The following is a 24,890-nucleotide window of genomic DNA, read 5'->3' as shown; positions in this document are numbered from 1 at the left end:
CGTTGCGCGGGTGCGGGCACCCCCGGTTCAATACGTCGCCAGCGTGACCTTGAGCAGCTGCGGCGCAGTGGTGAAGTTCAAGCCGTAATCGGTCTGGTCGCCGTTCCAGTTGCGCTGGAACTGCCACTGGCCATCCTTGTAGAACCCTTCCTCGACACGATCGAGCACCATGTTCGCGGTGGCCTCTCCGGCCGGGTGCAGGGTGACCCGCGCGTGCTGGGCGGTGATCAGGAATTCGTCCGGGCCAAGTTCGGCGATCAGCGCACTGCCGATCGGCTCGGGATTGCCCGGCGGCTGGCCCTGGAACCAGAACTGCGGCACGCCATAGGTGACGGTGGCGCGCCAGCGCGCATTGAGCGGCACGTCCTGCACGGCCTGGCCGGCTTCTTCGGCCACGCCATGCAGCTTGCCTTCGGCCGAGGCCTTGGCGAACTGGCGCATGCCCAGGCTGACCAGCTGGAAGCCCGTGGCGAACGGCGCCAATGTTGCCTCGTCCACCTTCTTCGCGCCCAGCGGATAGTTGCTGTAGTGGCTGAAATCGATGCCGAACGTGGACCAGCCGATGCCGTCATGGCCCAGCGTCGGGAACAGGTAGCGTGCATACGGTGGCGCGTTGCCGGTCTCGGCGACGAACAGCGCATTGTCCGGCCGCGCATAGCGCGCCAGCACCGTGGTGTACATGCGGTACTCGGGCATGTAGATGTCCGGGGCCAGGAAATCGATATGGGGCCCCGCGGCCTTCCACACATCGAGCACGTTGTCGGTCGGGCCGCCACTGGCGTACTGGCCCGGCTGGCCGGGGTTGAACGGCCCGCGCAATGCGCCGTTGACGTACATCGGCAACGGATACACCGCCTTGCCCGCTTCGGTGACCTGGTCGATGAAGCGCCCGATCGACCAGGCATGGAAGAACTCATCGGCATCGGCACCGAACACCTGTGCCCATGTGCCGGGTGACTTGCCGAGCTTGCGCAGCAGTTCGGCCGGCACCGGGCCGTCGAACAGTTGCTGCGCCATCGGCGAGAAATCGCGGACGCTGCCATAGGTGCCCGGCTCGTTCTCCGGCTGCACCATGATCACCGTGCGCTGTGGATCGGCCGCCTTGAGATGCTGCATGAAGGCAACGAAGGCCCTGCGATCCGCCTCCAGCGTGGCCGGGGCGTGCGGCGACAGCGAACCGATGCTGCGCCCGTCGCGGGTGATCACGCGGGGGAAGCGGGTGTTATCGGTCTTCACCCAGCGCGGCGCGTAGGCCGGGCCGTTGTTCTTCCAGGTGGCAAACCACAGCAGCACCAAGCGCACGTCGTGTTCACGCGCCTGCTGCAGCAGCGTATCGACGAAGGTGAAATCGAACTTTCCTTCCTCCGGCTCGATCTGCTCCCAGGCGATCGGCACCTGCACCGTGTTGGCCCCGATGATCTTCACCGCCGGCCACACCGCCTCCAGCGCCGCCCCGTAGTTGCTGGAGTTGTTGACCTGCGCGCCCAGCACCAGGAACGGCTCGCCATCCACCAGCAGCGCGTGCTTGCCATCCTTACTGGTGAACTGCGGGATGGGTACCTGCCTGGCATCGTCGGGCGTCCCCGGTTTGCCTGCCGCGGAAGGCTGTGCAGCCGTGGCGCCAGCGGCCGGTGTCGGCGTCGGTGCCTGCTCACAGGCCGCAAGCAGGCAGAGCAAGGCAGCCGGCAGCAGCAGGCGGCGCGGGAACAGCGGAAGCGGGTATGTGGTCGGAGACATGCACGGGGTCCTTGTGGTCACCAGGTATCGCTGCGGAACGGCGACGCCGGCAGCTGTTGCGAATTGATCAGGTTGGCGTCGGCGGGGTTCTCCCGCCAGGCATAGCGCACTGCCACCGGCGTGGCGACCGCCTCGCTGTGGACAATCACGCGATCACCATCGATTCGCGCCTGTGCAGGGTGGAACCGGCGGTCGGCACCGGCCACGGTGAAGCCCTGTACCTGCATTCCACCGCCGCGCACCGCCAGCGCACTGCCCATCGGATCGAAGGTGATGACGGCCTGGCCGCGATCGAAGCGAACGGCGCGCTGCACCGGGCCGCTGTACGTCAGCGTTTCGCCATACGCCGCGTGCCGGGCGGCCAGCGCCAGGCGTGCGCCGACATCGCGCTTGTTGCGCGGATGGATATCCGTCGCATTACCCAGGTCGATGCTCACCACCTGTGCGGTATGCGGCAGCGACAGCGCCGCCGACTGCGACTCGCGCAGCAACGCCCACGGGCTCTGCTCACCGTGATCGGCGCCCGCGCCGAAGCTGGCCAGCTGCACCCAGACGAACGGCAGCGCCGGTGCGTTCCAGTCCTGCCGCCACTGCTGGATCAAGGCCTTGAACTGATCCCGATAGGCCAGCGCTCCGGCATCGGTGGCATTGCTCTCGCCCTGGTACCAGATCACCCCCTTGATCGGGAATGGCGGCAACGGGTGGATCATGCGGTTGTACAGCAGCGTCGGGATCTGGTTCTTGTCATCGTCCAGGGCGACCGTCACCTTGCCGGGACGGAAACGCCAGCCTTGCAGCGGCACCTGGCTGCCATCGGCCAGGCGCACGAACAGTTCGGACGGCTCACCGTGGATGCCACCACCACCGCCCAGGTCCTCGACCCGCACCGCGACCACGTTACGGCCGGCCTGCAGTTGGCCGGCGGGCAGCGGATACACACGGGGTGTGTTCCAGGCCATCGTCGTCGCGCCGACCTGCACGCCATTGACGAAGGTGCGGTCCGAATCATCGATCCGCCCCACTCCAAGGGTGCCGGCCTGCGCAGCCTGCGCCGCGCTCAAGGTGAATTCGGCACGGTACCAGCCGATCCCGTCCATGCCGGCATAGCCGCCGGTTTCCCATAGCCCCGGGAGCGTGGCGGCTTCCCAGTCGCGATCGTCGAACCGGGCTGCGGCCCACTGCGGCTGCTCGTCAAAGGTGTGCCACTGCGCAAGGCGTTGGCGCACCTTGGCCAGGGTGCGTACATCCGTCTCGCGTTGCGCCTGCATGCGCGTGGCCAGCGCGCCTGCATCAATGTCCTGCAGCGCGGCAGGCATCCAGGCTTCGATGGTGCTGCCGCCCCAGGTGCTGTCGATGATGCCGATCGGTACCCCGGCGTGCTGCCGCAGGTCGCGCGCGAAGTAGTACGCGACCGCGGAGAAGCTCCCCGCGTTGGCGGGGGACGCCGGCAGCCAGCGGCCACCGGCCAGTGTTGTTTCCGGCTGCCCGGACCAGGATTTGGGAATCTTGAAATGACGCAGCTGCGCGTCGCTCGCAGCGGCGACGGCGGCCGCCGCGCCCTGCGTATCGTGCAGCGGCCATTCCATGTTGGACTGGCCGCTGGCCAGCCAGACATCGCCGAACAGGACATCGCGCACCTGCAGCGCGCGCCCGTCGCCCGTGATCTCCAGCTGGAACGGGCCACCGGCCGCGTGCTGCGGCAGCACGACCTTCCAGCTACCGTCCGTACCGACCGTGGTACTGGCACGTTCGCCGTCGATGCCGACCTGCAGGCGTGCGCCGGGCGTGGCCGTACCCCACACCGGCAGCGGCTGGTCACGCTGCAGCACCATGCCGTCGGCAAACAGCCGGGGCAAGACCGGCTCGGCCTGCACGGTCGCGGTGAACATCGACAGCGATACCGCCAGCGCACACGCTCGTTTCATTGTGGATCTCCATAGAGGATGCCGCGCCCACCGGTGGCGAAGTAGACGCGCCCATGCAGGCGCGGATCCCCGGTGACGCGTTGAATCTGACCGAACTGGTGCGCGGCGTCATCGATGCGCAGCCACCGGGCACCGCCGTCATCGGAACGGAAGAGCCCATGGACGCCCTCGACGGTGCCCGCAACGAACACGCTGGCAACGTCACGACCCGGGGCACCCTTGCCGACGCCGAGGCTGTGAACCGCCTCCACCCCCGCCACGCGCTGCAGATCACCAGCGCGCCAGCGCAGCAGCCCCTGCGGACCGGCACCGACATACACCAGCCCACCCTGCTGTGGATCGGCGCGCAGCTCGGCCGTCAGCACCGGGGCCGGCGCCAGGCGTACGCGGTCGGCGACGAACGAGGCGCCACCATCGTCGCTGCGCAGCAACGCGCCGCTGGCGGCGTCGTACCCATACCAGTACGCAGGCGAGCGGGTGTCCGCGACCACCACGGCAGTGTTGGGCAGGCCGCGCACGGCCTGCCAATGCCGGCCATGGTCATCGGTGTACCAATGGCTGCCGCGCAGCGTGTGCCACAGCACACGGCCGCCATCGCTGCCGATGCGGATGCGGCCCGCGCCCTCGCCGTCCGGCGGTTCGCTGACGAACGCCTGCCACGTACGCCCACCATCGTTCGACCAGGCCGCACGTACCTCGTCATGCAGGCGATGGCGCACGGTGCCGCTGCGCACCACGTGGGAAGGTGACTGCGCGGCAGCGTCGATGCTCTCGCTGTTGGTCAGGCGCGGACCGGCGTACTGCAATGGCGACACGGTCAGGTCATCGTGGCGGAAGCCATCGATGTCGCCCAGCGCGCTCAGCAGGTGTGCGCCCTGCCCCGGGCTGACCAGATCCAGCGGGACCGTTTCTTCCAACCCATCATTCTGGAACCACCACTGCACGGGCTGGCCGTGATCGGCCGCGCGGACATCGCGGCTCGCCCACAGCCCGTAGCCGGTGACGAACAGCACCCGGCGTGGATCGAACGGATCGATCTGCACGTCGGCGATCCAGTGCGGCGAGGCGTGTGCGGTCCATGGCGCGTTGCCGTGGTCGAACCTCGCGCCCGCGATGACCGGGGTCCAGCTGCGACCGCCATCGGTACTACGGAAGATATCGTCGTGCGGTCCGAAACGGTTGAAGGTGCTGGCCATCACCACGTCCGGGTTGCCGGCCTCCACCGCGACCGCGCCCCAGCCGAAGCCATCGCCCTGGGTGTCGCTGGACTGCGGCACCGGGCTGATGTCCTGCCACCGAGCCTGCTTGAGGTCGAAACACCACAGCGCCCCGTCGCCCATGCGGTCCGGGCCGGGCAGATCCGCATAGGCGATGTAGAGGCGGCCGTCGCTGCCCTGCGCCATGCGGGTGGGACGCAGACCGGTCGGTTGCCCGGGCAGCGGCTGCCAGGCGCGCCCACCATCCGTGGAACGGAAAATCGCCGGGCCCGTCGTCGTCGATACGCCCGCGTAGATCACTGGTGTAGGGTTGCCAGCGCGGCCACTGCGCGCATCGAACTGCACGAACACGATACCGATCTGCTGCGTGCCGTTCCAGGCCGGCGCGCTGGCCTGCGCGCTGCGCGCGATCGCCGGGAAGGTCGTCACTTCCTGCCAGTGCGCACCATGGTCGTCACTGCGCCACAGGCCATTGCTGCGTGAGCCGAGCAGAAGAATGCCGCCTTGATGGGGGTCCACGGCCAGTCGCTCACCATTGCCGCGCGAAAGCTCGTTGCCACCGAGTTTGAAGGGAAGATCAGTGCGCGCGAACGTGGCCCCCCGGTCGGACGAACGCAGGATCGCGCCATTGCCCACGCGGGGGTTGGTATAGGTGCCTGCGGCCAGATAGACACGCTGCGGGTCGCGCGGGTCCACGGCCAGGCTTTCGATACCGGTGAGATTGGCATCGTCACGACCGAGCCAGTCGGTCAACGCGCTCCAGCGGCCGGTGGCCTGATCCCAACGGTAGGCACCGCCGACATCGGTGCGCGCGTACAGCAGGTCCGGTTCGGCCGGATGGAAGACCAGCCCGGTCACGAAGCCACCACCACCGATGGCCACGTTGCGCCACTGGTAGGGCGCCGCGGTGGCGAGAACCGGAAACACGGCCAGCAGCAGCACCAGCCACCCTGCCCGGCAGTGACGCGGGCGGACCGATGCGCGCACGGTCCAGATCAGCCAATCGGCGGGGGTCATGCACGGGCCTCCCGGTGGAGCGGCATGCGGCCCGATGGCCACACGCCTGGAACAGAAGCTGCGGTCCTCCCTGCTTCGTGCTGGGGAGGTGCCACGAAGCAGGAAGGCCCGTAGACGGTCACGCGTTACAGGCTGGCGCGCAGGGTGATGCCGTAGCGACGATCGTTGATCACGAAGTCGCGGTAGCGCGTGGTGTAGCCCAGGTAGCTTTCGTTGCGGGTATCGAGCAGGTTCATGCCGTCCAGCGACACCGACCACACCTCGTTGATGTTGAACCGCAGCGAGGCGTCCAGCTGGCCAAAGCCCTTGTTGTAGACAGGCAGGTTGCCGGTGCCGTTGCCGGCCGTGGTGATCAGCCAGTCGCTGCGCCAGTTGTAGGCCACGCGCGCCTGGAAGCGCGGGACTTCATAGCTGAGGATGACGTTGTAGCTGTTCTTGGACAGCCCCTCCAGCGGCACCACCAACTGGCTGCCATTGGTATCGGTGGCATTCGGGCTGGGCGCCTTGGAGTCGACATAGGTGTAGTTGGTCTGCAGGCCGAAATGGCTCATCCAGCCCGGCAGGAAGTCGAAGAACTGGGTGTAGCCCACCTCCACGCCCTTGATCTTGCCGTCATCGCCATTCACCGGGCGGGTGATCTCCCAGTTCTCGCCGGCGTAGACCTCGTTGAACACCGCGTTGGCAATGAACCCATCGACCTTTTTGTAGAAGGCGGTGCCGTACATCATCGAGCCTTGCCCGAAGTACCACTCCAGCGAGGTATCGAACTGGGTGGCCTCCATCGGCTTGAGGTTGGGATTGCCGGCCGAACCGGTGCGCCGGGTCACGCCCCCCCCGGCATCGGCCGCGCTCAGGCTCAGGTTCGGGTTGAGCTTGTCGAAGCCCGGCCGCGAAATGCCCTTGGAGGCGGCAAAGCGCAGCTGCAGCTGGTCGGTGAACATCCAGCGCAGGTTGAGGCTGGGCAGCACATCGGTGTAGGACTGCTCGACATTGACCGGCAGCAGGCCACCGCCTTCGATGTCGGTGCCGGTACGCACGCCGTCGGAGGTCACCTCGGTCCGCACCACGCGCACGCCGATGTTGCCATCGAACGGGACGCCCCAGTCATCCGCACCGAAGCGAAGGACGCCGTACGCGGCGTAGGTCTTTTCGCGCTGGTTGTTGATGTTGTTCGGCGAGAATTCCAGCGGATCGGCACCGAACGCGGCCAGGGTCTGCTCGTAATTCTCCACCGCGGCATCGGAGGCACTCAGGGTCGGCCCGAAGGTGTAGCTTTTGCCGCGGAAGAAGTCGGTGATCGGGTTCGGCACCAGGCCCACGTTCGGGAAATCGGCGAACGGCGCGCCCAGCCACATGAAGCGCCAGACATTGCCCTGGTTCTCGGCCTTGCGATCGGTGTAGCGCACGCCGGCCTTGAAGCTGCGGGCGAAGCCATCCTCGAACGCCAGGTCCATGTCCGAGCGCCACGCGAACTCGGTGCCCTTGTTGTCGTCCTTGTTGTCCAGGTGGAACTTCCAGCCGACGTAGTTGGCCGGATCGGTGAGATACCCCTGGTTGCCGACTGCATCGGTCACCGCCAGGTACGGCAGGTCGCCACTGAGGTCGATCGTGTAGAACGGCGTGGCGTTCATGCCGGTGCCCACGATGTAGCGCGTCCCCTTGGTGGTGGCATCGACGTACTGGACATCGGTGCTCAGGGTCAGGCTCGGGCTCACCGTCCACTTCGCGCCCAGCGAGTAGTCGGTGGTGATCGACTTGCGCTGGGTCAGGCTGGTGTTGGAATCGGCCGGGGTATTCTGGAATACGCCACTGACCAGTTCGTTGCGGTCGTTGACCACGATATCGCGCGCGCCCTGCATGGCATCGCCGCCGCTGTAGGCGAAGAAGGAATAGTCCTGCCAGCGGAAATCGTAGTCCGAGCGCAACACCTGCGCCTGCACCTCGATGTCATCGCGCGGGCGCCACTGCAGCGCCACCGCGCCGGTGCGGCGCTTGCGCTCACCCACGGTGGTATTGACGCCGGCACCATGCGGGACGAATACCTCGGTCCCTTCGAAGCCGGGCAGGTCCGTCTGCGAATACCAGGGCTCCAGCGAGATCGTGTCCTGGCGGAACGGGCTGGTCTGCTGCGAGTAGTTCACCAGCAGGCCGACTTCGCCGATGCCGGTCTGCCAGCGGTCGCTGAACATGCCCGAGAACGCGGGCTTGCTGTCATCGGCCAGATCGTAATGGTTGTACTGCAGGCTGCCGGCGATTTTGCGGCCCTCGTAATCGAAGGGCAGCCGCGTACGCAGGTCGACGGTGCCACCAAGGCCACCTTCGATCATTTCCGCCGACGGATTCTTGTAGACGTTGACGCCACCGAGCAGCTCGGCCGACACATCCTCGAAGCTCAGGCCGCGACCGTCATTGGCGGTGAAGATGTCACGCCCGTTGAGCTCGGTGCGCACCTGGGTCAGGCCACGGATGGCGATCGTGCTGCCCTCGCCGTAGTTGCGGGTGATCTGGATACCGGAGATGCGCTGCAGTGCCTCGGCGACATTGTTGTCGGGCAGCTTGCCGATGTCCTCGGCCACGATCGAATCCACGATCTGCTCGGCATTCTGTTTGATCTGCTGGGCACGGGTCACGCTGCTGCGGGTGCCGGTCACCTGGACGGTGTCCAGCTGGGTCGCCGCGGTGGTGTCCTGGATATCACTCTGTTGCGCCATGGCCTGGCCGGCAACCAGCATCGAAACGCAGACCGCCAGCGCGCGGCGGCGCACAGCGGTGGGGGTGCGTGCAGGCACGGACGCGCCTGTCGCCCCACGGCAACAACGTACTGACATGATGTTTCCCTCCCAGGACACATGTGCTGACGGTGGACAGCGCTGCGAAGGCGGCGCTGCCTGTAACAATCAGGTTTTAAGGTGACCCCGACACCGGTGGAACCGACCCGGGGATCATCGCGGCCACCCTCGTGAGGGGTGGTAGCTGGCGGGCAGCTTAGGCAGCGGGAGCCATTCCATGCCAATAAAATATTGGGCCGGATGTATTCCTTCGGAGAATACCATTCACGGTGCCTATACCAGCAGGGGCCCCGCCCGTGTCAGCCGCTCCCGCGGAGCCCCGGATACAGCCAGCGCGCGGTGGTACGCAGGGCCAACAGCATGCGTTCGGCGGCGGGCGGCAGCACGTGGCCGCGCCGGTAGATGATCCCGAACGATTCCATGCGGACGCCCACATCGATCGGCAGCACGGTCAGCAGCTTGGCCTGGATGTAGGGCGCCACCGATTCCACCGGCAGCGCGGCGAGCAGATCGCTGCCGCGCAGCAGGCTGGTCATCACCGGCAATGAACTGGTCTCGATGATGTTCTGCGGGATCGGCAGGCCCTGCTCCAGGAACAGCGCGTCCAGCCGCGCGCGCAGCACGCTGTCGGCCGGGGGCAGGATCCAGCCATGCCGGGCCAGATCGGCATGGTGCAGATCATCGCGGTTGGCCAGCGGATGGCCGGCACGGGCGATCACCGAATGCGGTTCATCGGCCAGCGCTTCGAAGGCCAGGTCCGCCGCACCCTCCGGCCCGAGGATCCGGCCGATCACCAGGTCCAGCTGGCCGTCCAGCAGACGGGCCACCAGGGGCCGGCTGTAGTCCATCTCGACCCGGATCAGGATGTCCGGGAACTCGCGCTTCACCTCGGCGATCGCCTGTGGCACCAGGTTGGTGCCCGGGTTGACCACGGTGCCGATCGACACCTGGCCCCGATGCCCGCTGCGCAGCGCGGCGATCTCCTCCGTGGCCCGCCCGATCTCGGACATTGCCGAGCGTGCGCGCCGGATCAGCACGTGGCCGTACCAGGTCGGCTCCACGCCGCGGGCATGGCGCTCGAACAGTTTCACCCCGAGCATGTCTTCCATCTCCGCCAGCAGCTTGGACGCGGCCGGCTGGGTCATGGCGGCGGCCTCGGCCGCGCGCAGGACCGAACCATGTTCATGCAGGTGCAGCAACAACATCAAATGCCGGGTCTTGAGCCGGGAGGCATTTGTCCAGGGGCCAGGCGCGGTCGTCATCACACATCCGTTCTGCGTTGATCGCCGCATTGAATCACGGTATTCGACGGGGGAATAGATATCCCGAAAAATTTCATTTGATAAGAATACCTTCGCACGCAACCCTGATCGTATGGTTGCGCCGCCGCCGGCTGCCAGCCCGCCAGCGCCCCCCGCGCCCGCCGATTCCTGGAGCCTGCTTTGTCCGTCCCCGCTTTGTCGTACCGTCTGCCGTTGGCTCCCCTGGACACACTGTTCGATGAGTAAACGACTGCAGGACAAGATCGCGCTGGTGACCGGCGCGGCCAGCGGCATCGGTGCGGCCACCGCCGCGCTGTTCGCCGAGCACGGCGCCCGGGTGATCGGACTGGATCTCAATCCACCGCATGCCGTGGATGCCCGGATCGACCACCGCCTGGCCGACATCACCGATGCCGCCGCCGTGGGTGCCCTGGTAGAGGCCATCCGCGCCGAGCACGGCCGCGTGGACGTACTGGTCAACAATGCCGGGGCCGATGTCTTCGCCGACCCGCTGCAGCTGGAAGACGCACAGTGGGAGCGCTGCCTGGACCTCAACCTCAAAGGTGCCTGGAACGTGTGCCGCGCAGTGCTGCCGGCGATGCTGGCGCAGCAGGCCGGTTCCATCGTCAACATCGCCTCGGTACATGGCCACCGCATCATCCCGCACGCCTTCCCCTACCCGGTCGCCAAGCATGGGCTGATCGGGCTGAGCAAAGCGCTGGGCATCGAGTATGCGGCGCAGGGCATCCGGGTGAACTCGATTTCGCCGGGGCTGATCCTGGTGCCGCGGATCGAAGCCTGGTTCGCCAACAGCGCCGACCCGGCCGCCACGCGCCACGCGCAGGAGCAGCTGCTGCCCTGCAAGCGCATCGGCGAGCCCGGCGAGGTGGCGCATACCGCGCTGTTCCTGGCCAGTGACGAAGCCCGCTTCATCAATGCCACCGACATCCTGATCGACGGTGGCCGTTCCCAGCTTTACCACGAGTAATCATGACCGCACCGACCTTCCATCTGCCGCTTGTCGCGATCCTGCGCGGCATCACCCCGAAGACACCCTCGCTCACGTCGGCGCACTGGTGGATGCCGGCTTCGATGCGATCGAAGTCCCGCTGAACTCGCCACGCTGGGAAGACAGCATCGCCGGCGCGCAGCGCGCGTTCGGTGCACAGGCCTGGATCGGGGGCGGCACCGTGCTGCGCGAACAGCAGGTGGACGCATTGGTGGAGATCGGCGCACGCTTCATCGTCACCCCCAACACGCGGCCGGCGCTGATCCGCCACGCGGTGGATCGCGGCCTGCAGGTGATGGCCGGGTTCGCCACCGCCAGCGAGGCATTCGATGCGATCGATGCCGGTGCGCAGATGCTCAAGCTGTTCCCTGCGGCCACCTATGGCCCGGGCCACGTGCGCGCCCTGCGCTCGGTATTGCCGCGCGAGCTGCCGTTGTACGTGGTCGGCGGCGTGACCCCGGACTCCCTCGCCAGCTACCTTGCCGCCGGTGCGGTCGGTGCCGGGATCGGGGGCGATCTCTATCAACCCGCCCAGCCGCTGCAGCGTACCCGCGAGCAGGCCCAGGCGTTCCTCCAGGCCTACCGGACTACGCACGGATGAAGATCACCCGACTGGTTACCTATCACGCCGCACCGCGTTGGCTGTTCCTGAAGATCGAGACCGACGAGGGCATCGTCGGCTGGGGCGAACCGGTGATCGAAGGCCGCGCACGCACGGTGGACGCCGCCGTGCATGAGCTGTCGGCGTATCTGATCGGCAAGGACCCGACCCGGATCAACGACCTGTGGCAGACGATGTACCGCGGCGGCTTCTACCGCGGCGGCGCGATCCTGATGAGCGCCATCGCCGGCATCGACCAGGCGCTGTGGGACATCAAGGGCAAGGCGCTCGGCGTGCCGGTCTACCAGTTGCTGGGGGCCTGGTGCGCGATCGGATGAAGACCTACCGCTGGGTGGGCGGCGACCGGCCGGCCGATCTGGTCGAGCAGGTACATCGGTACCGCGCGCTCGGCTTTGATACGTTCAAGTTCAACGGCACTGAAGAGATGCAGCTGCTGGACAGCCCCCGCCGCGTGGATGCCGCCATCGCCAAGGTCGCCGCGCTGCGCGATGCATTCGGCGACAGCATCGATTTCGGCGTGGATTTCCATGGCCGGGTGGGTGCACCGATGGCCCGGGTCCTGCTCAAGGAACTGGAGCCATACCGGCCACTGTTCGTTGAAGAGCCGGTCCTTCCGGAGCAGGCCGAGTACTACCCGCGCCTGGCCGCGGCCACCTCGATTCCACTGGCGGCCGGTGAGCGCATGTACTCGCGCTTCGAATTCAAGCAGGTCCTCGCCAACGGCGGTCTGTCGTTGCTGCAACCGGATCTCTCGCATGCCGGTGGCCTCACCGAGTGCCTGAAGATCGCGGCGATGGCCGAAGCCTACGATGTCGCGCTCGCGCCGCACTGCCCGCTGGGCCCGGTCGCGCTCGCGGCCTGCCTGCAGTTGGATTTCGTCTCGCACAACGCGGTGCTGCAGGAACAGAGCATCGGCATCCACTACAACCAGGGCGCCGATCTGCTTGATTACGTGTTGAACAAGGATGACTTCCACTGCGACCATGGCAGCATCGCCGCCCTGCCCAAACCCGGGCTGGGCGTGGAAATCGATGAGGAGCGCCTGCGCCATGCCCATGAAAACCCGCCTGACTGGCGCAACCCGATCTGGCGCCACAGCGACGGCTCCGTTGCCGAATGGTGAGTGGCGATGAGCGTTGAGCTGGCCCCGGCCACGTTGGTGGTGGACAGCCGCTGCACCCATGGCGAAGGCGTGCTCTGGTGCGAACAGCGGCAGAGCGTGTTGTGGATCGACATCGCCGAGCGCCGGCTGTGGGAGCACCACCCCGCGCGCGGCACCCACCGCTACTGGGTGCTGCCTGACCGCCCTGGCTGCATCGGCCTGTTCGACGACGGCACCTTGCTGGTGGCGTTGGTCAGCTCGCTGCACCGCGCAGATCTTGCCCGCGCCACCGACGACACCCTGCCCCTGCAGTGGCTTGCCGATGTGGAGCCCTACAAGCCCTATACCCGCAGCAATGATGGCCGCGCCGATCGTCACGGCAATTTCGTGTTCGGCACCATGAACGAGCACCCCGAGCGCGCTGCCGATGGCCGCTTCTACCAGTACTCCACCCGCCACGGCCTGCGCGAGCTGCCGCTGCCGGGCATCGTGATTTCCAACGCGATCAGCTTCAGCCTGGATGGCCGCACGATGTACTGGTGCGACTCGGTATCGCCGCGGATCATGGCCTGCGATTACGACCCCGAGCAGGCCAGCACCCGTAACGTGCGCGAATTCACCGCCCTGGCCGATACGGCGGCCGAACCGGATGGCTCGGCCGTCGATGCGGCCGGACGGGTCTGGAACGCGCAATGGCGCGCGCGCCAGGTCAGCTGCTATGCACCCGATGGCACCCTGTTGCAGGTCCAGCCGGTGCCGGTCAAACACCCCACCTGCGTGGCCTTCGGCGGCAATGACCTGCGTACCTTGTACGTGATCAGCTCGCGGCTGGACCACACGCCGGAGGAATTGGCCGCAAGCACGCATGCCGGCAGCCTGTTCAGCGCGCGCCAGGCGCAGCCCGGCCTGCCCGAGAGCCGGATCCGCGGATGATCGCCGTTGACTGGGGCAGCAGCAGCCTGCGCGGCTACCGGCTGGACCAGCACGGTGCCACCCTTGAGCAGCGCGCCAGTGCGCGCGGAATACTGCACTGCGATGGCAACTACGCCGACGTGCTGGCCGGGCTGGTCGATGGCTGGCCGGACAGCACGATCCTGCTCAGCGGGATGATCGGCAGCCGCAATGGCTGGATCGAGCAGGCCTACCTGCCCTGCCCGGCCGGACTGGCCGATCTCGCCGCAGCGCTGCAGTTGCACCACGATGCACGGCTGCCCGGCCGTGATCTCTGGTTCGTGCCTGGCGTGGCCGTCCAGGCCGCGGGCGGGACGCCGGATGTGATGCGTGGCGAAGAAACCCAATTATTCGGCCTGGACAGCCGCGCAGGCCATGCCCATGTCTGCCTGCCTGGTACGCACAGCAAGTGGGCAACGCTGCACGATGGGGCGATCACCGGTTTTGCGACCGCCATGACCGGCGAGGTGTTCGCGCTGCTGCGCCAGCACAGCCTGCTCGGCCGCCTGATGGACGACGGCGATGGTTTGGATGCCATCGCCTTCGCCCAAGGCGTGCAGCGCAGCGGCGATGCCGGTGGCCTGCTGCACCACCTGTTCGGCGTGCGTGCGTTGGGCCTGTTCGAGCGTCTCGCGCCTTCGGCCGCCCCCTCCTATCTCTCCGGTCTGTTGCTCGGCCATGAAATCCGCGACCTGGCCGCGCCCGGGGCCGAGGTGCACCTGGTGGGCAGTTCCACGCTGACCACGCGCTATGCCCACGCGCTGAAGGTGCTCCACAGGACCCCCGTCGATGCACCTGAAAGCCTTGCGGCGCGGGGCCTGTACCGTCTTGCACGGCAGCGCGGCCTGCTCGGCTGAGCGCACGGCCCCAGCATTCAGGCACAACCTGTTCTAGAATTGGTCGGCTTAACGCCGGATTTCCCCATGCCTTTCGTCGTCACTGAAAACTGCATCAAGTGCAAACACACCGATTGCGTGGAAGTGTGCCCCGTGGATTGCTTCCACGAAGGCCCCAACTTCCTGGTGATCGACCCGGATGAGTGCATCGACTGCACCCTGTGCGAACCGGAGTGCCCGGTCAACGCGATCTTCCCCGAAGACGACGTGCCCGCCGGGCAGGAAGTGTTCGTCGCCCTGAACGCCGAACTGGCCCAGGCCTGGCCGGTGCTCACCGTGCGCAAGGACCCGCCCGCCGACGCCGGCGAATGGGACGGCAAGCCGGACAAGCTGAAGCTGCTGGAACGCTGAGCCTTCCGGCGCTGGCGGCAACAAAAAGGGCGCCGAGGGCGCCCTTTTCGTTTCTCTGACCCGCAGCTTCGGTCGTGCCGGCCGCTGGCGCTTTTACGGAGCCAGCTTCGCCTTCAGCTCACCCAGCAGCTTGGTCGGCGCGGCGGCGGTCGCCGGCAGGCCACGCGGATCCACGGCCGACACATAGGCGCCGGCATCGACGGCCACCACGCGGACCAGGAAGTCGCTGCCTTCGAAGGCCACGTCATAGGAACCCAGCAGCTGTGCCTTGCTGGCGATCTTCACGCCTTCAACGGACTCCAGCGCGGTGCCGACCTTGGCGAACACCTCTTCCTTGGTGCCCGGCACGGTGAACCCGGCATTGTTGGCCGGTGCCTGGGTCGAGGACGGCGCCGGACGCGCAGACTGCGAGGCCAGCGTGGAGCTGGTGGCGGCGGTGGCAGCGGCCTGGCCGGCCGGGACGTTCAGATCCGGCGGCACTTCCAGCGGACGCACTTCCGGGGCCAGGGCGTAGTCGCCCTTGGCACCGCGCTTGAAGCAACCGGTGGTGCCGACGAGGGTGGCGGTAGCCAGGATCGCGAAGGACAGCACGCGGATGGCGGAAACGGATTGACGCATGGGAATCTCCTGGGTGACCACTGTGGTCAGTGGTTGGATAGTGCTTCCAGCGCACCGATATCGGTGGCCAGGTGTTCGGCAGCGGCGTGATGGGCCGCGGACAGGGGCAGCAGCGGCAGGCGCAGGCCGTCACCAATGCCGATCCGGCGCAGCAGGTCCTTCACCGGGATCGGGTTGGACTCCACGCCGCAGAATTCATGGAAGGGCTCCAGACGGGCATCCCACGACTCGGTCGCCTCGCGCTCACCGGCCGCTGCCAGGTCGCACATCCGCCGGTAGGCACCCGGCAAGGCGTTGGAACCGACCGAGATCAGGCCGTCCACGCCGGACAGGATCGAGCGCGCGGCCGTGCCGTCGTCACCACTGAGGATGGCGAAATCCGGCGAACGCAGGGCCAGCAGGGCATGCACGCGGCCGATATCGCCCACCGCTTCCTTGATGCCGACGATGTTCGGGTGGCTGGCCAGCTCGGCTACGGTCGCGGGCAGCATGTCGCAGCCGGTGCGGCCGGGCACGTTGTACAGGATGACCGGCAGGCCGCCCTGGTCGGCCACCGCGCGGTAATGCGCGATCAGGCCTTCCTGGGTGGGGCGCACGTACGGCGGGGTCACCACCAGCGCGTGCGTGGCGCCATTGGCGGCCGCCCGGCGGGTCTGCTCGATCGTTTTGGCCGTCCCGGACAGGCCGGTGCCGGCCAATACCGGGATGCGCCCGGCGACGGTTTTGACCGCACTGCGCAGCAACTGGTCGTATTCGTCGTCGGACAGGGCCGCGGCTTCACCGGTCGAACCGGCCACCACCACCCCGTGAACACCACCCTCCAGTTGCAGATGCAGCAGGCGCTGCCAACCGTCGGGATCCAATGCGCCGTTCGCCTGGAAGGGCGTCGCCAGCGCGGTGATGAGACCGGAAAGGGACAAGGACATCGTGCTCGGAAGAAAGGGGGCACCGTGCCTGCGTAAACGCCGGCCAGATGTACGTTGCATGTTACTTGCGGGTCGAAAGCGCGGGCAAGTATGCTGGACTCCGGCGAACGTGCCGTCGTCCGGCCGTTCAGACTCACCTTGCATCACCCGGAACCATCTTGACCGACACCACGCCGCGGCCTGCGCCGACCGAAAACCACCTCCTGATCAACGCCTATACGACGCATCCGGAGTCCCCCCTGCTGCCTGTGACCCGGCGTATCGCCGACAGTGGCTGCAATCTGGTCGATGCCCGCCTGGCCACGGTCGGCCGCGACGTCTCCGTCACCGCCCTGGCCACCGGCTCGTGGGACTCGGTGGCCAAGCTGGAGGCGATGCTGACCCGGCTGGAGCGTGAGGAAGGCCTGAAGCTGGTCTGGTACCGCACCGGTGCCAAGCAGGCCCAGTCCAACCTGCTGCCCTACATCGTGGAAGTGATCGCCGCCGACAAGCCGGGGATCCTGTTCCAGCTGGCCGATTTCTTCGACCGCCAGGGCATCACCATCGAAAACCTGCAGAGCACGCGTTACCGCGCGATGCAGACCGGTGCGGAAATGTTCTCCGCGCAGGTCACGATCGGTGTGCCGGCCAACATGCACATCGCCGCGCTGCGCGATGATTTCCTCGAGTTCTGCGATCACCTCAACCTCGATGCGATCATGGACCCGATGAAGTTCTGATGTTTCGCGCGCTCGTCACGGGCGCGCGGGGTTTCATGCAGTTGTAGTAGATCCACCCCAGGATCCGGAAAGGAACCCATGAACGACGGCGACACCCTGGACAGCACCACCCTCGCACTGCCGCTGGCCTTGTCCGGCGGCGAGACCACCACCCTCGGCGATCTGGCCGGCCAGTGGCTGGTACTGTACTTCTACCCCAAGGACAGCACCCCGGGCTGCACCACCGAGGGCATCGATTTCAACGCACTGCTCCCGCAGTTCACCCAGGCCGGCGCCCGCGTGTTCGGCGTTTCCCGCGATTCGGTCAAATCCCACGACAACTTCTGCGCCAAGCAGGGCTTCGCCTTCCCGCTCATCAGCGATGGCGATGAGGCACTGTGCACCGCGTTCGACGTGATCAAGCTGAAGAACATGTACGGCAAGCAGGTGCGCGGCATCGAGCGCAGCACCTTCCTCATTTCGCCGGACAGTCGTATCGTGCAGGCGTGGCGCAAGGTCAAAGTGGCCGGCCACGCAGACACCGTCCTTGAAGCCCTGAAGGCCGCGAAAACCCAGTGACCACCCCGGCACCCCCAATGGCCATCACCCTGCCCCGCAGGTCGTGATGGCTTGTCCCTGTTCTGCCACCAGGAATTGACGATGACCCGAGGCAAGCGCATCTACGTACTGGATACCAACGTGCTCATGCACGATCCGACCGCGCTGTTCAAGTTCGAGGAGCATGATGTCTACCTGCCGATGCAGGTGATCGAAGAGCTGGACAACGGCAAGAAGGGCACCACCGAGGCCAGCCGCAACGCGCGCCAGGTCAGCCGTTTCCTCAATGAACTGGTGCAGGCTTCGGGCCTGGAGAACCTGGCCGACGGCATTCCACTGCAGCGCCCGAACGGGCTGCAGCTGCGCGGCAAGCAGAGCGTGGGCCTGCTGCGCTTCCAGACCAGCCACTTCGACGCCGGCAAGAGCTTCGGCGCGGTCATTCCCGATAACGCCATCCTCGGCGCGATCCTCGCCCTGAAGGAGCAGGTCCCGGAGATTCCGGTGGTGTTCGTTTCCAAGGACATCAACCTGCGGATCAAGGCGGCCATTGCCGGCATCGTCTCCGAAGACTACGAAAACGACCGCGCGCTCGACGATTTCAGCCTGCTCTACACCGGTGCCACCGAGCTGCCGGAAGACTTCTGGAAGAAGCACACCGACAACCTGCGCAGCTGGAGCGACAAGGGTCGCACCAGTTACGAAATCATCGCCAGCGAAGACGAGAACTGGCATCCCAACCAATACGCCTACCTGCCCGGCGATGATGAAGTCGAACTGCGCGTGGCCAAGGTGGACGGTGAGAAGATCACGCTGTCGCTGGTCAACGATTTCCGCCATGGCAGCCACGCGGTCTGGGGCATCAGCGCGCGCAACCGCGAGCAGAACTTCGCGCTCAACGCGCTGATGGACCCGGAGATCGATTTCGTCACCCTGCTCGGCACCGCCGGTACCGGCAAGACGCTGCTCGCGCTGGCCGCCGGCCTGGCCCAGACCATGGACCAGCAGCGCTACCGCGAGATCATCATGACCCGCGCCACGGTCAGCGTTGGCGAGGACATCGGCTTCCTGCCCGGTACCGAGGAAGAAAAGATGACGCCGTGGATGGGCGCGCTGACCGACAACCTGGAAGTGCTCACCCACACCCCGGAAGGCGGCGCGTGGGGCCGTGCGGCGACCAACGACCTGATCGCCAGCCGGATCAAGATCCGCTCGCTGAACTTCATGCGCGGGCGCACCTTCCTGTCGCGCTACCTGATCCTGGACGAAGCGCAGAATCTCACCCCCAAGCAGATGAAGACCCTGATCACCCGTGCCGGCCCCGGCACCAAGATCGTCTGCCTGGGCAACGTCGAACAGATCGACACCCCGTACCTGACCGAAACCACCTCGGGCCTGACCTACGCGGTGGACCGCTTCAAGAACTGGCCGCACAGCGCCCACGTCACGCTGCGCCGTGGCGAGCGTTCGCGCCTGGCCGATTACGCCTCGGAGGTGTTGTGAGCCGTTCCCTGTCCCGTGCCGTCCTGCCGCTGGCGCTTGCCGCGCTGGCGGCCGCCTGCACGCCTGCCAACGTCCGTCCGGGCGCCAGCGTGCCCACCGCAGTCAAGACCGGCCAGTCCTGGGTGGTCACCCGCCCGGTGATCGCCGCCCAGGTGCTGGACACCTGCTCACGTTCCAGCCCCGGCCGCGAGGCCGGGGCGGTCACCGGCTACTGGGCGCCCAGCCGCCAGCAGGTGGAGCAGCTGGAAGCGCAGCTGCCCGGCCTCGACGCCCAGGTGCCCCATGCGGCCGATTTCGACCGGCAGTACGTCGGCATCGAGATGGGCGGCAAGCAGCTGATCTACCTCAACGCCTTCCATCTGCCCGACGGCACCGACATCGACCCGGCGCGCGACGCCATCCGGGTCTGTGACGGCGGGGCGCAGTTCTGGGGCGCGGTGTTCGATCCGGCCACCGGCACCTTCTCCGATGTGCAGTTCAACGGCCCGCCGAAGGGCCGTTGAGCATGGCGCTGACCGTGCCGCGATGAGCCGCCCGCACGCCGGATGAGCATCCGGCTTCCGACCTGGGTCTGGATCGGTGCGATCGCGCTGTCCTGCGTGGCCGGCATGGTCAATGTGGTCGGCTTCCTGGGATTCGAACACCAGGCGGTAAGCCACATGACCGGCACCACCAGCCAGCTTGGCATGGCGCTGGCACAACGCGACTGGCGCGTGGTCGGACATCTGTGGGGCCTGCTGATCGCGTTCTGCCTGGGCGCGATGCTCAGCGGCATGATCGTGCAGGACAGCACCCTGCAGCTGGGCCGCCGCTATGGGGTGGTGCTCACGCTGGAATCGCTGTTGCTGCTGGCCGCCATCCCGCTGTTCAAACAGCACCAGATCTGGGGCGCACTGGCCGCGGCGATGGCCTGCGGGTTGCAGAACGCCATGGCCACCACCTTCAGCGGTGCGGTGGTGCGCACCACCCACCTCAGCGGCATGTTCACCGACCTGGGCATCGGCCTGGGCCACCTGCTGCGCGGGCTGCCATTGCCGATCCGGCGGCTGACCCTGAGCGGCCTGATCGTCAGCGGTTTCCTGGCTGGCGGCGTGATCGGCGCCGGGTTGTTCCTGCGCTTCGGTTACGACGCGCTGCTGGCGCCTGCCCTGCTGACCGGCGGCACCGGGCTGGGCTACGTGCTGTACCGGCAGTGGGCGCTGCTGCGGGCGCGCTGACGGCGCGGCAGCAATACGGCGGCAAACATTGCACAATCCAGGCATGACGCCTTCCAGCCCCGTTTCCGCCCTGACCATCGCCGGCTCCGATTCCGGCGGTGGCGCAGGCATCCAGGCCGACCTGAAGGCCTTCGCCGCCCATCGCGTACATGGCCTTTCGGCGATTGCCGCGCTGACCGCACAGAACACCCGCGGCGTCACCGCCGTGCACGTGCCGCCACTGGAGTTCCTGCAGGCGCAGATCGACGCCTGCTTCGCCGATTTCGATATCCATGCGGTGAAGCTGGGCATGCTCGCCAATGCCGAGGTGATCGGCCTGGTGGCCGACGCGCTGGAAAAGCACCGCCCGCCGCATGTCGTGCTGGATCCGGTGATGGTCGCCACCAGCGGTGCCAAACTGCTTGAAGACGCCGCCCTGGAGGCCATGCGCACGCGCCTGGTTCCACTGGCCACGCTGCTCACGCCCAACACGCCGGAAGCCGAGCTGCTGCTCGGCCGCCGCATTGTCACCGCCGAAGACGCCGAAGATGCCGCCGACGCGCTGCTCGAGCTGGGTGCCGGCGCGGTACTGCTCAAGGGCGGCCATCTGGATGAAGGCAGCCGCGTGATCGATCGCTACTTCGACGGCGTCACCCGCGACGAGTTCATCCACGCCCGGTTGCCGGTGGATGCGCACGGCACCGGCTGCACGTTGGCCTCGGCGATCGCCGCGCAGCTGTGCCAGGGGTTGTCGTTGCCGAACGCCTGCGAAGCGGCCATCGACTACGTCGCGCGTGGCCTGCAGAGCGGTTACTACCCGGGCCGCAGCGAGGTGCTGGTGATCGACCACTTCGGCGCGGCACGCCCGGCATGATCGACGCCTCTCCCCTGCCCGTGCAGACCGGCGATGGCCATCGCTTCGAACTGCTGGCACGCGTGCCCACGCAGCCACGCGCACGCCTGCTGTGGCTGCCGGCGCTGGGCGTGGCCGCGCGCCACTACCTGCCCTACGCCGAGGCGCTCGCGGCGCGTGGCATCGCGGTGTACCTGCATGAGTGGCGCGGCAACGGCAGCAGCCGCCTGCGGCCGTCGCGCACGCAGGATTGGGGGTATCGCGAGATCCTCGAACACGACCTGCCGGCCAGCCTGGCCCAGATGCCCGAAGACGCGGTAACGCCCCTGATCATCGGCGGCCACAGCCTCGGCGGTCAGCTGGCCTGCTGCTTCGCCGGGTTGCACCCGCAGCGCTTCGCACGGGTGTGGCTGGTCGCCAGCGGCACGCCGTACTGGCGCACCTTCCCCGCCCCGCGTGGCTGGGCGCTGCCGCTGGTGTACCGCTTCCTGCCCTGGCTGGCCCAGCGCCAAGGGGTCCTGCACGGCAAGAAGCTCGGCTTCGGCGGCACGGAAGCGCGCGGCCTGATCCGCGACTGGTCACGCGTGGGCCTCAACAACCACTATGCGGCGGTGTGCATGGCGACCGATCTGGAGGCCGGCATGCGCACCCTGCAGGGACAGGCCACTGCCGTGGTGATGGATCACGACTGGCTGGCACCGCCTTCCTCGATGCAGGCCCTGCTGGCCAAGATGCCCGGCATGCGTGCGCAGCTCAGCGTGTTGAGTGCGCAGGCGCTGGGCACGCGTGCCGATCACTTCGCCTGGATGAAAACGCCGGAAGCCGTCGTGGAGCGCCTTTTTCATTCATTTGAATGAAGACCTTCACAAAAACCGTTGACGAATGCGACGCCGATCCGCATAATTCCGCTCCTGTTGACGCGCCCGTAGCTCAGTTGGATAGAGTACCTGGCTACGAACCAGGCGGTCGGGAGTTCGAATCTCTCCGGGCGCACCATCAACAGGGTATCGATTTCGCCGTCGGTATCAGTAATGAAAATTCGATGTAAATGCGCCCGTAGCTCAGTTGGATAGAGTACCTGGCTACGAACCAGGCGGTCGGGAGTTCGAATCTCTCCGGGCGCACCATTACATCGAATGGCAGGCTTGCCTGCCTTCCCGTCGAACGTGGCAACACGCGCGGCAGGACACACAACCAGACAATGCAAATGTGCCCGTAGCTCAGTTGGATAGAGTACCTGGCTACGAACCAGGCGGTCGGGAGTTCGAATCTCTCCGGGCGCACCATTGCATCGACGAAAACAGCAGCCATCGGTTGCTGTTTTTTTTTGCGTTGTCCCCAGCTATCACCCCTGCGGCGGGGCGTGCGCCTGTGCCGCCTGCATCGCCATCAGGTCGGCTTCACCCGGCAGCTCCGGCGCGGGGCACGCCCCACCGGCGTGGTCATCATGCGCCAGCCAGTCATCCACCACACTGCCCAGCAGATCCACGCGCAGCGGCAGCGTGATGTGGTCTTCGCCACGCAGCTCGATGTAATGCACGCGCGGGCTGGCGGCCGCCAGGCGGCGCCCCTGCCCGACCGGTACATGCTGATCGTCCTGGCCATGCAGCAGCAGCACGCAGGCGCGGCTGTCGGCCAGCGCGCGGGTGACATCGACGCGGTCCAGATCCAGGTCCAGCCGCTGGCTGGCGGCGGCGATCACCTGGTCGATATCCTGACCGCCATAGCGCCAACGTCCGTAGGCGGCCATCGCCTGCGCTTTCCATGCCGTCGGCTGCAGTGACATCAGGTGCGGGATCATGCTGCGGATGGCATCGCCGGCATTGGCGAAAGACTCCATCGCCACCACGCCGGTGACCTGGTCGCCGAGCTTGTCGGCGGTGAACAGCGCAGTGGCAGCGCCATAGGACACCCCGAACAGGTACAACGGCCCGACCACTTCGCCACGCGCCTTCAGCGCCGCGATGACATCGACCACGTCATCCGATTCGAAGGTGCCGTAGCCCGACGGTCCCGCACCCGAATGGCCGTGGTTGCGCAGGTCGATGGTGACCACGCGGTAGCCGGACTGCGCCAGCTGCAGCGACCACGGCAGCATCGCATCACCGTTCATCATCCAGCCGTGCAGCAGCACCACCGTGCCGCGCGGTGCCTGCGCCCGGAACGGGTGCGGCAGGTCCAGCGCCATGCCGGTGCGCAGCGGCTCGCCGTTGTCGTGCTGCTGGGCCAGGTACTGGTAATGCAACCCGTACTGACCAGGGTCGAACGCACGCCAGAAGATCGGCACGCCCGCGCGCCCGGTCACCCGGCCATGCCGGTTGGGCACGCTCTCCACCGCTTCGGCGATGCGCGGCATGTCCAGCAGCGTGGATACGCCGCCGGGCGCGATCAGGCGATCACTCAACGAGGTCGAGGCAGCGGTGGAGGTCAAGGAAGAGCAGGCAGCCAGCCACAGGCCAGCCCCGGCCAGCAGCAACAGCAGCAAGCGCTTCATGGGCGGAATCGGAAAAACCAGACGAGTCGCGCAGGGTACCGATCACGCCGGCGCCGCTCTATCGCATCCAGATGACCATCCGATGACAGCCAAGCGAACATTCAGCTTGAACGGGACGGGCAGCGGCATCGGCGCAGGCCCCTGCCCGGCCTGCGATCAGCCCAGCCAGCCTTCCATGGTGGGCCACCAGCCCGCCAGCACCTCCGGGCGCTGCATCCGCTCCCGCCACCAGCGTAATGCGGCCCCCTCCTCGCCGGTGCGCCAGGCCAGCCAGAACGTCTCGTCCGGTTTGGGTTCCTCGACCTGTTTGATCACCAGCCGGCCGTCCCGCACCGCCTGCTGCACATACGGCTCGGGCAGGAAACCGAAACCGAGCCCGGCGCACTGCAGGCGGAACTTGCTGACCATGTCCGGCACGGTGACCGTTTCCTGCCCCATCAGCAGGCCCACCGTACGCGGCAGCAGCCGCCGTGCCGAATCGGCCACGGCGATCGCGCAGTGGGTGGCCAGCTGCTCACGGCCCAACGGTTCGGGCGCGGCCGCCAATGGATGTGAGGGCGAGACGGCGAACACGAAGCGCACCACGCCCATCGGCTCGACTACATAGCCGCCGCCACTGGGCCCCTCACCCGCCGCGCCGACCAGCAGGTCCGCGCGCCGGTCCAGCAATGCCTCCCACGTGCCCGAGAGCGATTCAGTGATCAGCCGCATCCGGGTCTGTTCGGCCACCGCATTGAAGGCTCGTACGTCCTCGGCCAGCAGCGCCGGTACGAACATCGAATCGACCGCCACGGTCAGCTCGGCTTCCCAGCCGGAGGCGACGCGCCGCACCCGCATCTCCAGCTCGCGGGCGGCCCGCAGCAGATGGCGCCCCTCTTCCAGCAGCGCCTCCCCGGCCGGGGTCAGGTGCGCGCGCGGCCCAACCCGGTCGAACAGCTGCACGCCCAGGTCTTCTTCCAGTTTGGCGACCGTGTAGGAGATGGTCGAGGGCACCTTGTGCAGGGCCTTGCCGGCCGCGGCGAACGAGCCACGGCGGTCGATGGCATCCAGGATCTGCAGGGCGTCGAGGCTGAGCTTGAGCATTCGAAATTTTCGATGATGGCTTGCGAAACTATCCGTTTTTCAAGCGGCCGGAGCAAGCGGATACTGGCCGCAACAGGAAAGGGAAC

The 24,890-nt window shown here is 67.0% G+C and carries 20 protein-coding genes, 3 tRNA genes and 2 pseudogenes; 16 read left to right on the top strand and 9 right to left on the bottom strand.

Annotated elements, in window-relative coordinates; genetic code table 11:
- Positions 1 to 27: 27 nt before the first annotated feature.
- The 5 genes from BIZ42_RS16825 to BIZ42_RS16805 form a co-directional block, all read right to left on the bottom strand.
- Positions 28 to 1,737 (bottom strand): DUF5597 domain-containing protein, encoded by a 1,710-nt coding sequence (locus BIZ42_RS16825; RefSeq protein ID WP_070427110.1) that lies wholly within the window; start codon positions 1,735 to 1,737, stop codon positions 28 to 30.
- A gap of 17 nt (positions 1,738 to 1,754) precedes the next feature.
- The gene (locus tag BIZ42_RS16820; protein WP_070427109.1) at positions 1,755 to 3,662 is read right to left on the bottom strand and encodes a sialate O-acetylesterase; all 1,908 of its coding nucleotides are present in this window, start codon (positions 3,660 to 3,662) and stop codon (positions 1,755 to 1,757) included.
- Entirely contained in the window at positions 3,659 to 5,896 is a 2,238-nt protein-coding gene (locus tag BIZ42_RS16815; RefSeq protein WP_070427108.1) for a cellulase, read from the bottom strand. The genes BIZ42_RS16820 and BIZ42_RS16815 overlap by 4 nt, the downstream gene beginning before the upstream one ends.
- 125 nt (positions 5,897 to 6,021) lie before the next feature.
- Positions 6,022 to 8,628 (bottom strand): TonB-dependent receptor, encoded by a 2,607-nt coding sequence (locus BIZ42_RS16810; RefSeq protein ID WP_235318971.1) that lies wholly within the window; start codon positions 8,626 to 8,628, stop codon positions 6,022 to 6,024.
- A 356-nt stretch (positions 8,629 to 8,984) separates the two neighbouring features.
- Positions 8,985 to 9,947, bottom strand: coding sequence for a LysR substrate-binding domain-containing protein (locus BIZ42_RS16805; protein ID WP_026069792.1), 963 nt, complete (start codon positions 9,945 to 9,947; stop codon positions 8,985 to 8,987).
- 238 nt (positions 9,948 to 10,185) lie between these two features.
- Here BIZ42_RS16805 and BIZ42_RS16800 point away from each other — a divergent pair, with 238 nt between their 5' ends.
- The 6 genes and pseudogenes from BIZ42_RS16800 to fdxA all read left to right on the top strand — a co-directional run bounded on the left by BIZ42_RS16800 (position 10,186) and on the right by fdxA (position 14,878).
- A complete protein-coding gene (locus BIZ42_RS16800; RefSeq protein WP_070427107.1) occupies positions 10,186 to 10,935 on the top strand; it encodes an SDR family oxidoreductase in 750 nt (249 codons plus the stop codon).
- 2 nt (positions 10,936 to 10,937) lie between these two features.
- Positions 10,938 to 11,557, top strand: a pseudogene (locus BIZ42_RS16795) (2-dehydro-3-deoxy-6-phosphogalactonate aldolase).
- A pseudogene (gene dgoD, locus BIZ42_RS16790) lies at positions 11,554 to 12,701 on the top strand (galactonate dehydratase). Before BIZ42_RS16795 ends, dgoD begins: the two co-directional pseudogenes overlap by 4 nt.
- A 6-nt stretch (positions 12,702 to 12,707) precedes the next feature.
- Complete coding sequence (locus tag BIZ42_RS16785; protein WP_070427106.1) at positions 12,708 to 13,613, top strand: SMP-30/gluconolactonase/LRE family protein; 906 nt, start codon at positions 12,708 to 12,710, stop codon at positions 13,611 to 13,613.
- Positions 13,610 to 14,488 carry a 2-dehydro-3-deoxygalactonokinase gene (locus BIZ42_RS16780; RefSeq protein WP_070427105.1) on the top strand — a complete coding sequence of 293 codons (879 nt, stop codon included), beginning with the start codon at positions 13,610 to 13,612 and terminating at the stop codon, positions 14,486 to 14,488. Before BIZ42_RS16785 ends, BIZ42_RS16780 begins: the two co-directional genes overlap by 4 nt.
- Before the next feature lie 66 nt (positions 14,489 to 14,554).
- Positions 14,555 to 14,878: a ferredoxin FdxA gene (gene fdxA / locus BIZ42_RS16775; protein WP_019183294.1), complete on the top strand. Its 324-nt coding sequence runs from the start codon at positions 14,555 to 14,557 to the stop codon at positions 14,876 to 14,878.
- A gap of 93 nt (positions 14,879 to 14,971) precedes the next feature.
- On the opposite strand, the gene BIZ42_RS16770 is transcribed toward fdxA, so the two are convergent.
- Positions 14,972 to 15,496: a hypothetical protein gene (locus BIZ42_RS16770; protein ID WP_019183295.1), complete on the bottom strand. Its 525-nt coding sequence runs from the start codon at positions 15,494 to 15,496 to the stop codon at positions 14,972 to 14,974.
- 26 nt (positions 15,497 to 15,522) lie between these two features.
- Entirely contained in the window at positions 15,523 to 16,416 is an 894-nt protein-coding gene (dapA, locus tag BIZ42_RS16765) for a 4-hydroxy-tetrahydrodipicolinate synthase (RefSeq protein ID WP_026069793.1), read from the bottom strand.
- 164 nt (positions 16,417 to 16,580) lie between these two features.
- Here dapA and BIZ42_RS16760 point away from each other — a divergent pair, with 164 nt between their 5' ends.
- The 10 genes from BIZ42_RS16760 to BIZ42_RS16715 all read left to right on the top strand — a co-directional run bounded on the left by BIZ42_RS16760 (position 16,581) and on the right by BIZ42_RS16715 (position 22,513).
- Positions 16,581 to 17,141, top strand: a complete 561-nt coding sequence (locus BIZ42_RS16760) for a glycine cleavage system protein R (RefSeq protein WP_019183297.1) — start codon at positions 16,581 to 16,583, stop codon at positions 17,139 to 17,141.
- A 78-nt stretch (positions 17,142 to 17,219) separates the two neighbouring features.
- Positions 17,220 to 17,699 carry a peroxiredoxin gene (locus BIZ42_RS16755; RefSeq protein ID WP_019183298.1) on the top strand — a complete coding sequence of 160 codons (480 nt, stop codon included), beginning with the start codon at positions 17,220 to 17,222 and terminating at the stop codon, positions 17,697 to 17,699.
- Between the two features lie 81 nt (positions 17,700 to 17,780).
- Positions 17,781 to 19,178, top strand: a complete 1,398-nt coding sequence (locus BIZ42_RS16750) for a PhoH family protein (protein WP_070427104.1) — start codon at positions 17,781 to 17,783, stop codon at positions 19,176 to 19,178.
- Positions 19,179 to 19,201: 23 nt separating this feature from the next.
- Complete coding sequence (locus BIZ42_RS16745) at positions 19,202 to 19,681, top strand: hypothetical protein (RefSeq protein WP_237393606.1); 480 nt, start codon at positions 19,202 to 19,204, stop codon at positions 19,679 to 19,681.
- Between the two features lie 42 nt (positions 19,682 to 19,723).
- Entirely contained in the window at positions 19,724 to 20,395 is a 672-nt protein-coding gene (locus BIZ42_RS16740; protein WP_070427103.1) for a YoaK family protein, read from the top strand.
- 43 nt (positions 20,396 to 20,438) lie between these two features.
- Positions 20,439 to 21,248: a bifunctional hydroxymethylpyrimidine kinase/phosphomethylpyrimidine kinase gene (gene thiD, locus BIZ42_RS16735; RefSeq protein ID WP_019183302.1), complete on the top strand. Its 810-nt coding sequence runs from the start codon at positions 20,439 to 20,441 to the stop codon at positions 21,246 to 21,248.
- Positions 21,245 to 22,084, top strand: coding sequence for an alpha/beta fold hydrolase (locus BIZ42_RS16730; protein ID WP_070427102.1), 840 nt, complete (start codon positions 21,245 to 21,247; stop codon positions 22,082 to 22,084). Before thiD ends, BIZ42_RS16730 begins: the two co-directional genes overlap by 4 nt.
- 62 nt (positions 22,085 to 22,146) lie before the next feature.
- A tRNA-Arg gene (locus BIZ42_RS16725) sits at positions 22,147 to 22,223 on the top strand.
- Between the two features lie 54 nt (positions 22,224 to 22,277).
- A tRNA-Arg gene (locus BIZ42_RS16720) sits at positions 22,278 to 22,354 on the top strand.
- An 82-nt stretch (positions 22,355 to 22,436) separates the two neighbouring features.
- Positions 22,437 to 22,513: transfer RNA gene (locus BIZ42_RS16715), tRNA-Arg, on the top strand.
- Between the two features lie 59 nt (positions 22,514 to 22,572).
- Here BIZ42_RS16715 and BIZ42_RS16710 read toward each other — a convergent pair.
- On the bottom strand, positions 22,573 to 23,721 hold the full coding sequence (locus tag BIZ42_RS16710; RefSeq protein ID WP_070427101.1) for an alpha/beta fold hydrolase: 1,149 nt from the start codon (positions 23,719 to 23,721) through the stop codon (positions 22,573 to 22,575).
- Positions 23,722 to 23,877: 156 nt separating this feature from the next.
- Positions 23,878 to 24,804: a LysR family transcriptional regulator gene (locus BIZ42_RS16705; protein WP_070427100.1), complete on the bottom strand. Its 927-nt coding sequence runs from the start codon at positions 24,802 to 24,804 to the stop codon at positions 23,878 to 23,880.
- Positions 24,805 to 24,890 lie beyond the last annotated feature (86 nt).

Origin of the sequence: Stenotrophomonas sp. LM091, assembly GCF_001806305.1 — a bacterium.
In the GTDB taxonomy this organism is placed as follows: domain Bacteria; phylum Pseudomonadota; class Gammaproteobacteria; order Xanthomonadales; family Xanthomonadaceae; genus Stenotrophomonas; species Stenotrophomonas bentonitica_A.
Note: the sequence above shows the minus strand (reverse complement) of the source record. Positions and strands in the feature narration are given on the sequence as shown.

Excerpts from the sequence above, each read along its gene's own strand:
- BIZ42_RS16825 (WP_070427110.1), bottom strand. The coding sequence starts at position 1,737 with ATGTCTCCGACCACATACCCGCTTCCGCTGTTCCCGCGCCGCCTGCTG.
- BIZ42_RS16820 (WP_070427109.1), bottom strand. The coding sequence starts at position 3,662 with ATGAAACGAGCGTGTGCGCTGGCGGTATCGCTGTCGATGTTCACCGCG.
- BIZ42_RS16815 (WP_070427108.1), bottom strand. The coding sequence starts at position 5,896 with ATGACCCCCGCCGATTGGCTGATCTGGACCGTGCGCGCATCGGTCCGC.
- BIZ42_RS16810 (WP_235318971.1), bottom strand. The coding sequence starts at position 8,628 with ATGCTGGTTGCCGGCCAGGCCATGGCGCAACAGAGTGATATCCAGGAC.
- BIZ42_RS16805 (WP_026069792.1), bottom strand. The coding sequence starts at position 9,947 with ATGACGACCGCGCCTGGCCCCTGGACAAATGCCTCCCGGCTCAAGACC.
- BIZ42_RS16800 (WP_070427107.1), top strand. The coding sequence starts at position 10,186 with ATGAGTAAACGACTGCAGGACAAGATCGCGCTGGTGACCGGCGCGGCC.
- BIZ42_RS16785 (WP_070427106.1), top strand. The coding sequence starts at position 12,708 with ATGAGCGTTGAGCTGGCCCCGGCCACGTTGGTGGTGGACAGCCGCTGC.
- BIZ42_RS16780 (WP_070427105.1), top strand. The coding sequence starts at position 13,610 with ATGATCGCCGTTGACTGGGGCAGCAGCAGCCTGCGCGGCTACCGGCTG.
- fdxA (WP_019183294.1), top strand. The coding sequence starts at position 14,555 with ATGCCTTTCGTCGTCACTGAAAACTGCATCAAGTGCAAACACACCGAT.
- BIZ42_RS16770 (WP_019183295.1), bottom strand. The coding sequence starts at position 15,496 with ATGCGTCAATCCGTTTCCGCCATCCGCGTGCTGTCCTTCGCGATCCTG.
- BIZ42_RS16755 (WP_019183298.1), top strand. The coding sequence starts at position 17,220 with ATGAACGACGGCGACACCCTGGACAGCACCACCCTCGCACTGCCGCTG.
- BIZ42_RS16750 (WP_070427104.1), top strand. The coding sequence starts at position 17,781 with ATGACCCGAGGCAAGCGCATCTACGTACTGGATACCAACGTGCTCATG.
- BIZ42_RS16740 (WP_070427103.1), top strand. The coding sequence starts at position 19,724 with ATGAGCATCCGGCTTCCGACCTGGGTCTGGATCGGTGCGATCGCGCTG.
- thiD (WP_019183302.1), top strand. The coding sequence starts at position 20,439 with ATGACGCCTTCCAGCCCCGTTTCCGCCCTGACCATCGCCGGCTCCGAT.
- BIZ42_RS16730 (WP_070427102.1), top strand. The coding sequence starts at position 21,245 with ATGATCGACGCCTCTCCCCTGCCCGTGCAGACCGGCGATGGCCATCGC.
- BIZ42_RS16710 (WP_070427101.1), bottom strand. The coding sequence starts at position 23,721 with ATGAAGCGCTTGCTGCTGTTGCTGCTGGCCGGGGCTGGCCTGTGGCTG.
- BIZ42_RS16705 (WP_070427100.1), bottom strand. The coding sequence starts at position 24,804 with ATGCTCAAGCTCAGCCTCGACGCCCTGCAGATCCTGGATGCCATCGAC.